General features: G+C 49.3%; 10 protein-coding genes and 2 pseudogenes. 3 read left to right on the top strand and 9 right to left on the bottom strand.

Annotated elements, in window-relative coordinates; translation table 11 throughout:
- Window positions 1-90 precede the first annotated feature (90 nt).
- The 5 genes from GS3922_RS01855 to glgB are packed head-to-tail and all read right to left on the bottom strand — an operon-like array spanning window position 91 to window position 8046.
- The gene (locus GS3922_RS01855) at window positions 91-2490 is read right to left on the bottom strand and encodes a glycogen/starch/alpha-glucan phosphorylase (RefSeq protein WP_063164919.1); all 2400 of its coding nucleotides are present in this window, start codon (window positions 2488-2490) and stop codon (window positions 91-93) included.
- Window positions 2477-3934 carry a glycogen synthase GlgA gene (gene glgA, locus GS3922_RS01850; RefSeq protein WP_063164918.1) on the bottom strand — a complete coding sequence of 486 codons (1458 nt, stop codon included), beginning with the start codon at window positions 3932-3934 and terminating at the stop codon, window positions 2477-2479. The genes GS3922_RS01855 and glgA overlap by 14 nt, the downstream gene beginning before the upstream one ends.
- A complete protein-coding gene (locus GS3922_RS01845) occupies window positions 3931-4962 on the bottom strand; it encodes a GlgC family sugar phosphate nucleotidyltransferase (RefSeq protein WP_063164917.1) in 1032 nt (343 codons plus the stop codon). The genes glgA and GS3922_RS01845 overlap by 4 nt, the downstream gene beginning before the upstream one ends.
- Window positions 4962-6125: a glucose-1-phosphate adenylyltransferase gene (locus GS3922_RS01840; RefSeq protein WP_063164916.1), complete on the bottom strand. Its 1164-nt coding sequence runs from the start codon at window positions 6123-6125 to the stop codon at window positions 4962-4964. Before GS3922_RS01840 ends, GS3922_RS01845 begins: the two co-directional genes overlap by 1 nt.
- Window positions 6046-8046 (bottom strand): 1,4-alpha-glucan branching enzyme, encoded by a 2001-nt coding sequence (gene glgB, locus GS3922_RS01835; RefSeq protein WP_063164915.1) that lies wholly within the window; start codon window positions 8044-8046, stop codon window positions 6046-6048. Before glgB ends, GS3922_RS01840 begins: the two co-directional genes overlap by 80 nt.
- Window positions 8047-8212: 166 nt before the next feature.
- On the opposite strand from glgB, the gene GS3922_RS01830 reads away from it, so the two are divergent.
- Both GS3922_RS01830 and GS3922_RS01825 read left to right on the top strand, forming a co-directional pair.
- Entirely contained in the window at window positions 8213-9166 is a 954-nt protein-coding gene (locus tag GS3922_RS01830) for a cation diffusion facilitator family transporter (RefSeq protein WP_063164914.1), read from the top strand.
- A gap of 213 nt (window positions 9167-9379) precedes the next feature.
- Window positions 9380-10006 (top strand): LysE family translocator, encoded by a 627-nt coding sequence (locus GS3922_RS01825; protein WP_063164913.1) that lies wholly within the window; start codon window positions 9380-9382, stop codon window positions 10004-10006.
- 40 nt (window positions 10007-10046) lie between these two features.
- Here the strand turns inward: GS3922_RS01825 and GS3922_RS01820 are convergent, their stop codons facing one another.
- From GS3922_RS01820 to GS3922_RS01810, 3 genes and pseudogenes are all read right to left on the bottom strand, one after another.
- Window positions 10047-10679, bottom strand: a complete 633-nt coding sequence (locus tag GS3922_RS01820; RefSeq protein ID WP_063164912.1) for a LysE family translocator — start codon at window positions 10677-10679, stop codon at window positions 10047-10049.
- 14 nt (window positions 10680-10693) lie between these two features.
- A complete protein-coding gene (locus GS3922_RS01815; protein ID WP_063164911.1) occupies window positions 10694-12733 on the bottom strand; it encodes a bifunctional 2',3'-cyclic-nucleotide 2'-phosphodiesterase/3'-nucleotidase in 2040 nt (679 codons plus the stop codon).
- A 191-nt stretch (window positions 12734-12924) separates the two neighbouring features.
- Window positions 12925-14172 (bottom strand): annotated as a pseudogene (locus GS3922_RS01810) (RNA-guided endonuclease InsQ/TnpB family protein).
- 168 nt (window positions 14173-14340) lie between these two features.
- On the opposite strand from GS3922_RS01810, the pseudogene GS3922_RS18455 reads away from it, so the two are divergent.
- A pseudogene (locus GS3922_RS18455) lies at window positions 14341-15422 on the top strand (type I restriction endonuclease).
- Window positions 15423-15631: 209 nt separating this feature from the next.
- Here the strand turns inward: GS3922_RS18455 and GS3922_RS01800 are convergent.
- On the bottom strand, window positions 15632-16012 hold the full coding sequence (locus tag GS3922_RS01800) for a hypothetical protein (protein ID WP_052585063.1): 381 nt from the start codon (window positions 16010-16012) through the stop codon (window positions 15632-15634).
- Between the last annotated feature and the right edge of the window lie 236 nt (window positions 16013-16248).

The following is a 16248-nucleotide window of genomic DNA, read 5'->3' as shown; positions in this document are numbered from 1 at the left end:
GCCTTTACCTTCGGGCGAAGGGCGACGGCGGTCATACATCAGACCTCTTGATGGGCGCCCAATCGTTCCTGATCGCGCTTCACTGTCGTTTCACATCGACGGTGAAATGCCCCAAATGTCAGCGGCGTACTCGGCGATCGTCCGGTCGCTCGCGAAATAGCCGGAGTGGGCGATGTTGACGGCGCTCATATACCACCAGCGCGCCGGGTCGCGGTAAGCCGCCTCCGCCTGCTCGTGCGCTTCGGCATAAGCGGCAAAGTCGCGCAAAACGAAATATTCGTCGTTTTGCGTCAGCAACGAGTCATAAATCGGCTCGAAATAGTCGTCAACATCAGGAAAAAAGCCGTTCACCAGCTGATCGACGACTTGCTTGATCCGTTTGTCGTGGTGGTAATATTCATGCGCCCGGTAGCCGCCGTGCTCATAGTAGTTAAGCACCTCCTCCGCGGTCAGCCCGAACAAAAACATGTTTTCTTTTCCGACCGCTTCGGCGATTTCGACATTTGCCCCGTCGAGCGTGCCGAGCGTGATCGCCCCGTTCATCATAAACTTCATGTTGCCCGTCCCGGACGCTTCTTTGCTTGCGGTCGAAATTTGCTCGCTCACATCGGCGGCTGGGAAAATTTCCTCGGCGAGCGACACGCGGTAATTTTCTAAAAAAATGACCTTTAGCTGTCCATTTGTCCGTTTGTCGCTGTTGACCTTGTCAGCCACCGAATGAATGAGTTTAATGATCCGTTTCGCATAATAATAACCAGGTGACGCCTTCGCTCCGAAGATGAACGTGCGCGGGTAGATCGAGAAGTGCGAGTCTTCCCTCAGCCGATTGTATAAGTACATGATATGCAAGACGTTGAGCAGCTGCCGTTTGTAGGCGTGCAGCCGCTTCACTTGCACATCAAAGATCGACGATTCGTCAACTTGAATCCCGGTCTTTTCATAAATGCGGGCGGCGAGCTTTCGTTTGCGCTGCTGCTTAACGGCTGAGAGCGCCTGCCGAAACGCCGGATCAGAGGCGTGCGGCGCAAGATCAATGAGCCTTTCCGGCTCGTGAATCCAGCGCGGACCGATCGTGTCGGTAATCAATGCCGACAGCTCCGGGTTCGCCTTTAACAGCCAGCGACGATGCGTCACCCCGTTCGTTTTATTGTTAAACTTCTGCGGCGCCCATTCGTAAAACAGGCGCATTTCCCGTTGCTTCAAAATTTCGGTGTGCAGCTTCGCCACTCCGTTGACGCTATGGCTGCCGGCGATGGCCAAATGCGCCATTTTCACCATGCCATGGGCGATAATGGCCATGTGTTCAATCCGCCCCCAATCGCCGGGGTAGCGTTCCCATAGCTCGCGGCAAAATCGCTCGTTAATTTCTTCAACGATCATGTAAATGCGTGGCAAGAGCGGCCGAAATAAATGAATCGGCCATTTCTCGAGCGCTTCGGACAACGTCGTATGATTCGTATAGGCGATCGTATGGGTCGTAATATGCCAAGCCTCTTCCCAGCTCATCCCTTCCTCGTCGAGCAAAATGCGCATCAATTCCGGAATCGCCAGCACCGGGTGGGTGTCGTTGACATGAATGGCGACATATTCATGGAGCCGGTGCAAATTTCCGTGCTGGCGGCGATGGGCACGCACGATGCTGCCGAGGCTGGCGGCAACGAGAAAGTATTGCTGTTTCAGCCGTAAAATTTTTCCTTCGTCATGCGTATCGTCCGGGTATAAAAACTCGGAAATCGCCTCGGTTTCCCGCTTGTATTGCATGACGTCTTTATGAAGCGGGAACGTCTTCGCCGGTTCAGCGCTCCAAAGCCGCAGCGTATTGACCGTATTCGTCCCGTAGCCGATCACCGGCATGTCGTATGGCACCGCCATCACTTTTTCGCTGTCGACATGGCGGAAAACGAGGCGGCCGTTTTGCTCGGACACCTCGACGCGCCCCCAAAAGTTCACTTCGACAGCCAGCTCTTCTTTGCGGATTTCCCAAACGTTTCCGTGGCGCAGCCATTGCTCGGGCAGCTCAACTTGATAGCCATCGACGATCTTTTGGTCAAACAGTCCGTGTTTATAGCGGATGCCATGGCCGTGGCCCGGCAAATTCAACGTCGCGAGCGAATCGAGAAAACAGGCGGCAAGCCGCCCGAGCCCGCCGTTGCCAAGCCCGGCGTCCGCCTCGCTCTCCTCGACGTCTTCGAGGCGAATGCCAAGCTCGCGAAGCCCCTCTTCAACGACCGGGCGGACACCGAGATTCAATAAGTTGCTGCCGAGCAGCCGGCCCAATAAAAATTCGATCGACAAATAATACACTTGCTTCCGTCTTTGCGCCCGATTGCGCTCATTCGTCGCGATCCAATGGCGGCTAATATGTTCGCGCACCATATGGCCGAGGACATAATAATGATCGCGCGTCGTTGACTCCTCGAACTGTTTGCCGCACAATGTTTCGAGCCGCGTCACAAACGCCCGTTTAAACGTTTCTTTATCGGAGAACAAGCGTGCGTTCCTCCTTTTTGATCAGCTGTTCATAGACTTGCTTGTATTGTCTTGCCGACCGGCGCCAGCTGTAGTCGCCGCGCATCGCCCGTTCTGTCAGTTGCTCCCAAACGGATGGTTGGCGGTAAAAGGACAGCGCCCGACGGATCGTATACAGCATGTCATGAGCGTTAAAATGAGTGAAGCTGAATCCATTTCCTTCTTCTGTAATCTCATTGTATGATTGCACCGTATCGTTTAATCCCCCGGTTTCCCGGACGATCGGAATCGTCCCGTACCGTAAGGCGATCATTTGGCTCAGCCCGCACGGCTCAAACAATGACGGCATTAAAAACAAGTCCGCCCCGGCATAAATTTGGTGGGCGAGCGGTTCATGGAAGCCGATGTACACGCCGACTTTGTCCGGATACGCCGCGGCCATTTGCGAGAAAAATTGTTCAAACCGCCAGTCGCCCGTTCCGAGCACGACAAGCTGCATGTCTTCGCCCATCATATCATGGAAGACACACGTCACCAAATCGAGCCCTTTTTGCGCCGTCATTCTCGTGACCATCGCAACAAGCGGCACATCATCCCGCTCCGGCAAGCCGAACTGCCGCTGCAAAGCGCGCTTGTTCAATCGTTTTCTTTCCCGCGTATGTACGCTGTAGGTCGCCGCCAAAAACGGATCCGTTTCCGGATTGTAAAATTCGTCGTCAATGCCGTTTAAAATGCCGCGCAAATCGTCCCGCCGCGCCCGCAGCAAGCCGTCTAACCGCTCGCCGTAATAAGCGGTTTGAATCTCCTCTTTATACGTCGGGCTCACCGTTGTAATTACATCGGAGGCAACGAGCGCCCCTTTCATAAAGCTGACGCTGCCGTAAAACTCAAGATGGTCCACGGTGAAATAGCGGCCGTCTAAATTCAACAAGTCTTCTAAAATGCCGCGCGGAAACAGCCCTTGAAACTGCAAGTTATGAATCGTAAAAACGGTGCGCATGTCGGCATAAAACGGATCATGCCGGTACTGTTCCCGAAGCAAAAACGGCACCATGCCTGTATGCCAGTCATGGCAGTGAATCACATCCGGCTGAAACTTGATTTCCGGCAGCACCTCAAGCACCGCCCGGCAAAAATAGGAAAACCGCTCGCCATCGTCATAATGGCCGTACAGCTGCGGCCGCCGAAAATAATATTCGTTGTCGATAAAGTAATAGATGATTCCGTCATGCCTGAGCTCTTCGACACCGCAATATTGGCGGCGCCACCCAACCGGGACGATGAGTTCCGCCACCTTTTTCATTTTCTGTTTCCATTCGGGGGCGATCGTTTCATATTTCGGCAGCATCACGCGGGCATCGACGCCGAGCCGGCGCAGCTCTTTCGGCAGCGCGCCGGCGACATCAGCCAACCCCCCCGATTTGGCAAACGGGGCGCATTCGGAAACGGCAAATAGCACCTTCATCGGCTGATGACCTCCCCTTGCACCGTTCCTTTGCGAACGATAAATGGCTGTTCCACCGTTCCTTGTAAAACGACGCCCGGTTCAACTTTAGCATCTTTATCCATAATCACGCCATCAAGGACACAACCGTCACCAATTTGGCACTTTTGCATAATAATGCTATTGCGCACGACCGCCCCCTTGCCAATTTTGACGGAGCGGAACACAACACTGTTTTCCACCGTTCCCTCGATGACGCAGCCGTTGGCAATCATCGAACGCTTCACGTGCCCCTCCCGCCCGTATTTCGTCGGCGGCTCGTCTTTGACTTTCGTGTAAATCGGGTGCGACGGAAGAAAGAGCTGTTCCCAGACGTCCCGGTCAAGCAGCTCCATGCTTGCGCAAAAATACTGCTTCACCGAATCAATGACCGCCGCATACCCGCTATATTCATCATCGCAAATCGACAACGAATGGCGGTAATCGCGGACGACATCAACAATGCTATAGTAGCCGCGGTTTTTGTAGTCGGCGATTAAGTCAAGCAACAGCGACGTTTCAAGCAAATACATCTCAAGCGACCGCCCGCGATGACGGATTTCGGTCACATCGCAGCCATTTTCGATGTGGCGCTTTAGGACGGCGCCAAAATCGATGTTGCACACCGTATAGCCGTTCGCGATGACAGCATATTTTTGCCGGCTCCGCAAAAAATAGTCAATATGCTGCTCAAAATGGGCAAATGCCCCGACCCGGCGCTCGCCGGAAAACAGCAAATCCGGCGACGGGAAGAAAAACAGTCCGTCCCGTTTTCGGTTTAAATCCCAGTTCTTCCCTGACCCTAAATGGTCCATGAGCGAACGGTACTGATATTTCGGAAAAATGGCAACACTTTCAATGCCCGAATTGACCATGCTTGAGAGCACGAAATCAATAAGCCGGTACCGGCCGGCAAACGGCACCGCGGCGATCGAACGCTGCTCGATGAGCGGCGCTAACGCCTCCATATACGTCGTCGCGTCAATCACGCCTAACATCCTGTTGTTCATCACGCTTCATCCTTCCTCGCTGTTTCCTTATTCCACTGCTTGAGCCATTCTTTGGTCACCAGCACGACCTCATCGGCATCGTCCGGGCAAACGGACGAATGCGGCGGGATGACACAATCGGGCGTAACGATCGCCCGCTCGACATACGCTCCTTCGCTGACTGCCGCACCTGGCATAATGACCGATTCTTTCACGACCGCCCCTTTGCCGATACGGACGCCTTGAAACAGCACCGACCGCTCGACCGTTCCTTCGACGACACATCCTTCATTCACGAGTGAGTCCGCCACTTCCGCCTCCTGGGAAATGTATTGCGGCGGCTGATTCGGATTAACGGAATAAATGCGCCATGAGCGGTCGAATAAGTCAAGTTCATTGCCTTCATCAAGCAAGTCCATGTTGGCCTCCCATAAACTTTTCACCGTGCCGACATCTTTCCAGTATCCTTTGAACGGGTATGCCACAAGCCGCTTTTTCTCACGGAGCAGCCGCGGAATGACATCTTTGCCAAAATCGTGCGACGAATGCGGATCCGCGTTGTCGATTTGCAAATATTGCTTCAAGAGAGGCCAATTGAAAATATAAATGCCCATCGACGCTAAATTGCTTTTCGGTTCGGCCGGCTTTTCAGCAAACTCCACGATTTCCATTTCTTCGTTTGTATTCATAATCCCAAACCGGCTCGCTTCTTCCCACGGCACCTCAATGACCGAAATCGTCACATCGGCCTGTTTGGCAATATGATAGTCAAGCATGTGCTGGTAATCCATCTTATAAATATGGTCGCCAGACAAGACGAGCACGTAATCCGGGTCATACTGCTCAATGTAATTGATGTTTTGATAAATCGCGTTCGCGGTGCCTTCGTACCATTTGACGCCGGAAGAGACGGAATACGGCGGAAGAACGGTGACGCCGCCGTTTCGCCGGTCCAAGTCCCACGCGCTTCCGATGCCGATGTACGAGTGAAGGAGGAGCGGCTGATATTGGGTCAGCACTCCGACCGTATCGATGCCGGAATTCGTGCAATTGCTTAACGTAAAATCAATGATCCGGTACTTCCCGCCAAACGGCACGGCCGGTTTAGCGATGTTTGTCGTCAGCGAGCGAAGCCGACTTCCTTGCCCGCCGGCCAATAACATGGCGATGCACTTCTTCTTCATTTTGCTTTCTCTCCCCTCGTTTTTGCACTGGCCGTAAAATCGAAATGCCAAATGGCGGAATCGTCATGCGCACATGGTACGGTTTTCCGTGAAACGGCTCGCTCAGGGCGGAAAGACGTTTCCCGTTGACATGCCCCGATCCGCCAAATTCCGCCGCATCGCTGTTCAGCACTTCCCGATACGGCGTGAGCAGCGGCACTCCCACTTTGTAGTCGTCATACGCCTGATTTGTGAAATTACAAACAATAACAAGCACATCGTCTTCTTTTTTCCCGCGGCGGATGAACGAGAAAATGCTTTGTTCCGCATTATGGACGTCAATCCATTCAAATCCTTGCGGGTCATGATCAAGCTCGTAAAACGGCTTATACCGTTTATAGCAGGCGATGAGCTGCTTCATGTACTCGTTCATCTTCCGGTGCAGCTCAAAATCAAACAGCATCCAGTCGAGCTCGCCCTCAAACTTCCATTCGTCAAACTGGGCAAATTCATTGCCCATAAACAACAGCTTTTTCCCGGGGTGGGCCATCATATAGCCATACAAGAGCCGGAGCTGGGCGAACTTTTCTTCATACGACCCCGGCATTTTATTGAGCAGCGATTGTTTGCCGTGCACGACTTCATCGTGAGAAAACGGCAAAATGAAATTTTCCGAATACGCATAAAGGAGGGAGAACGTTACTTGGTTATGCACATGCCTCCGCTCATACGGCGGCGTTTCCATATACTTCAGCATGTCGTTCATCCAGCCCATGTTCCATTTATAATTAAAGCCGAGCCCGCCTTCATACGTCGGCGCGGTCACTTTCGGCCAGTCGGTCGAATCTTCGGCAATCATGAGCACGTTCGGGTCATAGGCAAACACCGCTTCGTTTAACTTGCGCAAAAACTCGACCGCATACAGGTTTTCATACAGCCTGTCATTGTTCGGCCAGTAAAGCATATTGGCGACCGCATCGACCCGGAACCCGTCGATATGGTAATACTTCAGCCAAAACAGCGCGTTCGAGATGAGAAAACTGCGCACCTCCGGCTTGCCTAAATCAAAATTGGCCGTCCCCCAAACGTAATTTTCGCGGTCTTTTTCATTCGCGTATTCATACGTCGGGGCACCGTCAAACATATACAACCCGTGGGCATCCTTGCAAAAATGGCCTGGCACCCAGTCCAGAATGACCCCGATCCCCGCCTGATGGCAGCGGTCGACGAAGTACATGAAATCGTGCGGCGTTCCATAGCGGCTCGTCGCCGCATAATACCCTGTCCCTTGGTAGCCCCACGACCGATCGAGCGGATGCTCAATAAGCGGAAGCAACTCAACGTGCGTAAACCCGTGCTCGAGCACGTACGGGATGAGTTCATCGGCCATCTCACGGTACGTAGAAAAACGCCCCTCTTTTTTCTTCCACGAACCGAAATGGAGTTCATAAATGACCATCGGCTGATCATAAATTCGTTTCCGTCGCTTTTTCCGCTGCCAAGATTGATCGTTCCACTGGTATCCTTTCAGATCGTAGACAATCGAGGCGGTATGAGGACGCAATTCGGAGTAAAAGGCGTACGGGTCGGCTTTGAACAGCACACGTCCGTCCGGCGCAACAATTTCATATTTATATAAGTGCCCTTCCAAGTTTTCCGGGACAACGATCGTCCATACCCCTTCATCATTCACTTTTTGGAGGCGGAAATTCGTCCCATCCCAATCGTTGAAACTGCCGACAAGCCGCACATCGCGCGCGTGCGGCGCCCAAACGCAAAAACGGGTGCTGACCGTCCCTCCCTCATGGATCACATGGGCGCCAAACAACTCGTAACTTTGATACAAGCTGCCTTCATGAAACAAATACACTTCCAAATCCGTCGGATTCGCCGCAATCAAACCGTATCGCATCCTTTCCAAAGCAAGATGATGGCCATACATTATTCCTTATTCGCCGCTTCAATGCTTCATTCCTTGAAAAACTTCTCTATATTTTTTGACAAAACCTATCAAAAATCGTGTCCCTGTCGATAAATTTTTTGCACATCCGCCGACTCTTATATTATAATATATTTAAAATAATAATTATTATAAAGAGAGGTGCGCTATGTCTCCTGTTACATCCGATTTTCATCATCTCCCGCATGTGAAAATACAAAGCCAATCGAAAAAGGCGCTTTGGATTACATTAGCGCTGACCGTTTTTTTCACCGTTGTCGAAATCATTGGCGGCGTAGTCTCCAACTCGCTCGCCTTGTTGTCCGATTCGGCTCATATGGCGTCCGATGTGTTGGCGCTCGGCCTGAGCATGGTCGCCCTTTACATGGCGACGCGGCCGCCCAACCGCCGCTTTACGTTCGGGTTTTTGCGGTTTGAAATCATTGCCTCGTTTTTAAATGGATTGACGTTGGCGGCCATTGCCGTGTGGATTTTATGGGAAGGGATCGAGCGGTTTCTTCACCCGGAGCCGATCCAGTTTCGCCTCATGCTTGGAATCGCCGCGATCGGCCTCATTGTCAACGTGACGCTGACGATCGTCTTAAGCCGAAGCATGAAAGAAGAAGACAATTTAAACGTCCAAAGCGCCCTTTGGCACTTTATCGGCGACTTGATCAGCTCGATCGGCGTCATCCTTTCCGCGCTGCTCATTTATTTCACTGGCTGGACGATTTTCGATCCGATCATCAGCCTCGTGATCGCCGCCATCATTTTCACGGGCGGAGTAAAAATTATGCGCGAATCGTATCTCATTTTGATGGAAGCCGTGCCGGACGAGTTTGACCTCGAACAAATCCGCGCTGACATCCGGAGCATCGAAGGGGTCGAGGACGTGCACGACATGCATTTATGGGCCATCTCCACCGACCATTATTCACTGTCGGCCCATGTGTTTATCAATGAACACATCCAACCGCTTTGCGTCATTTTGGCGGTGAATGAAATGCTGAAGGAAAAATACGGCATCGAGCACGCCACCATTCAAGTCGAACACGCCATGCTGCATGACCACGGCAGCTATGGCAAGGCGTTTTTAGCGAAAAAGAAGCCGCCGCAAGCATAAAGACCTAAAGACCGCCTCATGCCGATCCCGGCAGAGGCGGTCAAAAAGGTAAAGAGATGTCTCACCCTTTTTTCATAGGCATGCGCCCAACATCTCCATTGTGTTTGTCAAACAGGAAATGAACCCATTTTTGCCGAGAAAAAAGGAATTAAACGGGAGCATGGCGAAACTTAGGAATCATCGTCATGATCAACAACCAAAGAGGTGTGTCCGATGGAAATGGATACCGCTTTATCGTTTTTAGGCGTCGCGGTTGTGCTGACGCTCGCCCCGGGCCCAGACATTTTATTCGTCATCGCCCAAAGCCTGTCCCAAAGCAAGCACGCGGGCATCGCCACCGCGCTCGGGCTGTGCACAGGGCTTGTCGTCCATATTAGCGCGGCGGTGCTTGGCGTCTCGGCCGTCATTTACCAATCCGCCTTGGCCTTTGCCGTCGTCAAATACGCAGGCGCCGCGTATTTGCTGTACTTGGCATGGCAAGCGTTCCGCGAAAAAGACGCTGGCCTGGCGCTCGAGCGTCAAGAGCGGCTCGCCTTAATGTCGCTGTACAAAAAAGGCATTTTCATGAACGTGCTCAATCCGAAAGTGTCGCTCTTCTTTTTGGCGCTATTGCCGCAGTTCGTCCATCCGTCAGCGGGCCGAATCCCGCAGCAAATGCTCGCATTAGGCGTCATCTTTCTCGTTCAAGCGCTCGTTGTCTTCACCTTGGTGAGCATCGGTGCGGAAAAACTGCGCCACTGGCTGCTGTCGAACGAACGAATCGCCCGGCGGATCCATTGGCTAAAAGGCGTCCTTTTCGCCGCCATCGGCATCCAAATCGCCTTCAGCGAGCGGTCGTAGCGGCGGCAAACAAAGTGAGCGGGCGATTTTTTCAGCCCGCTCATGATGCTTTCGTTTGCAGCAGCTTCACCCCAAGCCCAATGAACATGATCCCCGTCAACCGATTGACAAGAAGCGCCATTTTCGCGTTTTGGCGCACCCGTTTCGTTGCCAGCGCGGTAACATAGACGACGCCAAGCCCCCACATCGTGCTCGTCACCACGAACGATAAACCAAGCAGCAAAAACGGAAGCGGGCCGTACGGCTGATCCGTTTGAATGAATTGCGGCAAAAAGGAAAGGAAAAACAACGCCACTTTCGGATTCATTACATTGGTCGTCACGCCTTGCCAATAAATCTTTTTCAGCTTCATCGGCGCCAATTTCTCGGACTCCAACGCTGGCGGCGCCGGCTGCCGCATCATTTTGATGCCAAGATACACCAAATACGCCGCACCGGCGATTTTCACAGCCGTAAACAAGACAACCGACTGCTGCAAAATCACCGCCAAGCCAAACGCAGCGAGCAGCGTATGAACGAACACCCCTGTCGAAATGCCCAACACCGAATACACGCCCGCTTTTCTCCCTTGCGCGACACTGCGCCCCATAATATACATCGTATCCACACCCGGAGTGGCATGCATCAAAATCGACGCCAGCAAATACATCCCGTAACTTGTAATGCCTAACACGCGTCTCCCTCCCCTTAATGGCTGGATGTTGCTAGTTCTTTCGAATGGTTTGTCTTCGTTTCTTTCCAAGACAACAGCGCAAGTTCATATCGGGCAAACCCGTTGGACAATGTCGCCACATAGCGGATGCGGCTGTCTGGCGGCAAATATTTTTGTGCGTCCGGTGACGATTCAAAGGAAACGGTCACCGATGCTTTCCCTTTCACTGGCGCAAAGGTCCAGTTGCCGTCCGCGGACGGGTTGATCGTTCCGCTTTCGCGAATATAATCGATGATCACTTGCCGGTTTTCATCCGGTGCGGCCAAAATCGTGTTTTTCCCGCCCGGATTGATGATCCGGTTCGTCGTCGCCCGGTAGTTGTTCGTCGCAACGATAAATTCCATCTTCGGCGTCACCGGCTTGCCTTGGAATCGCAAGTTTTTAATGCGGTTGGCTTTTGGGTTGATCACATTTTGGTTTTTGTCGTATTTCGCCGGCTCGGTAACATCGATCTCGTACGTTACGCCATCAATAATGTCGAAGTTGTACGTCGGGAAGTCGTTGTTCACAAGCGGCTGAATGCCTGTCTTGTTCGGGTCGATTTGGTTGAATTGCCCCGCCGACCACTCAAGCCATTCTTTCAACTCGGCTCCCGTAATTTTCAGCGCATACACCGTGTTTGGATACAAGTACAAATCGGCGACGTTTTTAATGGCGATTTCCCCTGTCGGAATATCCGTGTAATAGCTCGGTCCACCGCGTCCGCCGGCTTTGAACGGAGCGCCGGCCGACAGCACCGGAAGACCTTCATACTGCGTCCCTTTTAGCATGTTTTCCACATACCACTTTTGGGCGTTCGTAACGATTTGCACGGACGGATCATCTTGAACGAGTGCAAAATAGCTGTTGATCGGGCTCGTAGTTTCTCCAACCGGGCTGCGGACGTACTGAATCGTCGCTTCATGTTCCGTTTGGATCGCCTGCTCGACGGCCGGGTCGCTGTCAACCAACGGCGTTTTCGTCGCCTTGTCGTACACCGGGCGAAGCTGGGCTTTTGCCTGTGTCACTTTCCATTTCCCATCGACTTGCTCAACCGTCAAGTCAATAACCCCAAGCGTATCGCCCCACGAACCTGGCATCGTCACCGGAACGCCGTTGATCGTCCCGTTTTCATTGTTGATACCGTTTCCATCCGGAAAATCGGGCGTCGTTCCCGGAAGCGCCGGAAATTTTTTATGCTGATGGCCGGTCAACACGGCGTCAACCCCCGGAATTTGCGTCAAATAATAGGAGGCGTTTTCCATATTCGGGCTGTTTCCGCTGGTTTCAATGCCCGAGTGTGACAGCACGACGATCAAATCGGCCCCTTCGGCTTTCATTTTTGGAATATACTTTTGTGCCGACTGCACAATGTCTTTCGCTATTACTTTCCCTTGCAAATTCGCTTTGTCCCAATCCATGATTTGCGGCGGCACAAAGCCGATGACGCCGATCTTCAGCGTATGTGTCTCTCCGTCTTCATCAACGACGTCTTTCGCGAAAATGTGATACGGCGTGAAATAGTTGACATCGTTATCTGGATTTTGATCATGGTCATCGCGGTACACATTCGCGTTCACGATCGGCAGCTTGGCATCATCATACACCTCATCGAGGAAATCCAAGCCATAGTTGAACTCATGGTTTCCCACTGTCGCCGCATCATATTTCAACAAATGCAACAGTTTCACGGCTGGATGCACTTCGCCATCTTGCAGCGGCTTCACTTTCGCCACATAGTCGCCAAGCGGCGTTCCTTGAATCAAATCTCCGTTGTCAAACAGAAGCGTATTCGGCTGCTCAACGCGTGCCTGCTCGATCAATCGCGCCGTTTTTGACAGCCCGAACTCATTCGTCGGGCTGTCTTTGAAATAATCATAGTTAACGAGATTCATATGTACATCGGTAGTCTCCAAAATGCGCAGCTTGACGACATCCCGATCCTCCGCGCCTACCGCCGTCGGCCCAAACGAAGGAGCCAGCAGCCCCAACGCCAACAACACGCTCGCCGCCGCGTATTTCTTCCGTTTTTTCAATGCCCATCCCCCCACTCATCAAATCATTGTCATCTGTATTATACTATAAAAGATCCAAAATTTTCGGGAAATGTTTCGCTGAAAGTTTAGCAAAGGGGGATATAAATGGTCCGTCAAGGACATGTGAACTACCCCCACTTAATTTTCTAGCGAAAATTTGAAGTGGGGGCTTCCAAAGAAGTTTGACTGCTTCAAGCAATCCTTATTCTTTGAGGCGTGTCCACTTCGCCGCTAGAGCATAAGACACTCAGGTCTACAGCTTTACTTTTCTTTAAGATGTTTAATGCGCCATTGACATCAGCATTAATTAGTTTGCCAGACTTTGTTCGATACAAGCCGCGCTTAATACGTTTGCCGCTGAACTTATATTCTTTTGGATTGTCGGCATTATATTCAGGAATCTCATCGCCGTCAAAAAAGCTGGCTTGAGACGTATAGGATTCTTCCTGTTTCAAGAATTCAATGCCGTAAAATTCACAAAGATATTCTAGTTTTTCTTTTATGTTACCGAGAGGAATATTGACAAAGTTTTGATTTGTCTTTTTTCCTAGATTAATATTGCGTTGCCATGTTTCCGCATAGCCAATGACAAGTTTGCCAATTTGATTTTCAATACAGTAGTTAATGATGTAACGGCAAGTCTTGTTGATATAATCATTCACTTTATTATTGCGATTCATAGCAAGCAAAGCCTGTTTACGAGTGGTGCCTTTGATTTTTTGCTTATCTTTTATGCTTTGAAGTCTGGCATTTTCTTTGTTAAACCATTGATTTATACTTTTTCATCTCCGCCCATCAATGATGAATGATCTGCCGTCTGATGTGACACAAGTGGCAAAATTGTTTAATCCTAAATCAATGGCCAGTGCTTTTTGGTCATTTAATTCTCTTTGATCTTCAGGCATTTCATATTTGTACTGAATCTCAAAGAACCTGGCATGATGCTTAGGAATGATTTCAATCTGCTTAATCTTTTTGTCCAGTAACACAGGCGGAATCGTTATCGTGATAGGCTTGTGAGTCTTTTTAAATAGGCGAGAATACGGTATCGTGAATTTGTTGCCGTCTATACGAATCTGGCCAATGATCAGTGAATGAAAGCCATCTTTTTTAAGATATTTTGGAATACTGATAGCCTTGTGGTCATATTTTCCTTGTTTGGCAAGACTGATCAAACCAAAGAAAGATTTAAAGGCTTCATTGACCTTTTTTAAAATTTGCTGTGCCATGTTGCTGTTTAACAGCTTATAGTTTTCGTTAGTTTTTGCAAGATGATAGTTTTTCTCATAATTAAGAAATTCCTTGTGTTCAAAATAGTATTGTCTGACATTGTACAATCCGACGTTGTACATGTTCTTGGCAATATGGCACAGTTCTCGAAGAGTCAAGTATTCTTCTTTGGTCAAACCATTTAGCTGTTGTTTGATACAAAAATACATGTTTTCACCTCCCATCTAACTATATGATACTATATTTTACTGAATCTATCCTATTTTCAACAAAATATAGTTAAGGCGATTCATCTCCCACTTACTCCGCTTCGCTTCGTCGAAGTGGGAGTCTTCTCGCCTAATTAAGATAAATGTTGTGCAGAGGGGTGGAGCAAAATGGATCATTTCATCGAGCAGATCCAGACACTATACGAAAAGAGTGAACAGATTAAAAAATACTATAGCGACAGAGGAAGCTACGAAAACATCGATCATTATGCCTTTCTTTCAAGTTCTAGGGTACGATATTTTCAATCCGGAAGAGTTTTTACCGGAGTTTACAGCTGACGTGGGAATCAAAAAAGGGGAAAAGGTCGACTACGCCATTATGATCGATGGAAAACCGGTTATTCTCATTGAAGCTAAGGCCGCCAATCAAAAGCTGGATAAACACGATTCGCAGCTGTTTAGATATTTTGACGCAACCTCAGCTAAGTTCGCTATTTTGACTAATGGCATCTTATACAGATTTTATACCGATCTCGATGAACAAAACAAAATGGATTCAGTGCCATTTTTCGAGTTTAACCTCGCTGAACCGAGAGAAAATCAAATTATCGAGCTGGCTAAATTCCGAAAAAGCAGTTTCGACGTTGACAGCATTTTCAGCGCCGCATCCGAATTAAAATACCTAAATGAAATTAAACAGTTCCTGAATAATCAGTGGGAAAACCCGTCTGATGAGTTCGTTGCATTCATCATCAGCGATATTTATCCCGGAAAGAAAACTAAAAACGTGATCGAAAAGTTTCAAGGGCTTGTGAAAAAGGCACTGAAACAGTTTCTAAACGACCAAGTCAACGATAAACTTAAGGGCTGCCTTAGCCAACAGTGACGAAGAAGAGACCGCCCAAGCGAAAGAAGAGAAAGCGACAGATGTTCCCGAAGATCCAAAAGAGGAACACCATGCGCCGCAGATAGTCACTACAGAGGAGGAGCTTGAGGGGTATGTATTAGTGCGGATGCTCCTAAGGGAGATTCTCGATCCCGAACGTATCTATTATCGCGATAACTTGAGCTACTTTAATGTTTTACTGGACAATAACATCCGAAGATGGATTTGCCGTCTCGGACTCAATACAAGCAACAAGTACATTCAGTTCAATGATGAAGGGAGAACAACAGTATATATCGAAACGGTGGCCGATATTGAAAAACATAGGGACAAACTAATAAAAGTAGCACAGAAATTCCTCTAAACATTGGAAAGCCTTGCTCCATAACAAAGTTTCCAGCCAATTTCAACGGAATTTAACATATTTTACATAAAAATTTGTAAGCCGCCTGTTGACCAACGTTCCCCACCGCACCGTTCAATTTGTGCAAAATTATTTTCGGCTGCTATCCCGTGCAAAAAAGGCGGAGCGATCCGCCTTCTTTTCTTCTTCCATTGTTTTCAAACACCGACCTATACTTCCTCCAACTGAACCTGCTTACAAATAATTTTTAGCAATGGCTCTTTATAATCAAAGGTATAGATATGAAAATGGTGAAATACGCTTGAATTTGCTTCTACATTTTCGAAGCGAATAATAGTGAACAAGCTATCAAAATGGATATCATCCCTTGACATTTCTAGTATCTCTTTTTTTAGTTTATACTCCACAGCCAGGCAATCCTTAAAATGCAACGCTAATATTCTGTTTTCTTCCCTATTCTCCTGTGTATCCCAATAATAGTCGATCATTATAGATAAATCTAACGGATTGTTCCATTTCATATCCGTTATAATACTATCCGTGAAATCAAAATGATCTTTGATTTCACTATAATTGTTGGCAACGATCATTTTATTCACCTAATGAGAAGGGAGGGAACGTTCAAAAATCCATCGTCCTTCCTCTTTTCGTTCTCCTTGAATAAGAAAGCCTGGTGAAGTGATCAAATCTTTGATAAACTGAGATTGCATGCGAAATTTCCTCCATGGTTGATGGTTTGGTTACCTTTACCATACAGGAAATTTCGCATTTTTTGTACCCTTGATCAGAAAACAACTTGATTGTCAAGTACATTTTGTGGTGAAGA

It is taken from the genome of Geobacillus subterraneus (genome assembly GCF_001618685.1).
GTDB classification, from domain to species: domain Bacteria; phylum Bacillota; class Bacilli; order Bacillales; family Anoxybacillaceae; genus Geobacillus; species Geobacillus subterraneus.
The sequence above is the reverse complement of the archived record's forward strand: the minus strand, read 5'-3'. Positions and strand labels throughout refer to the sequence as shown.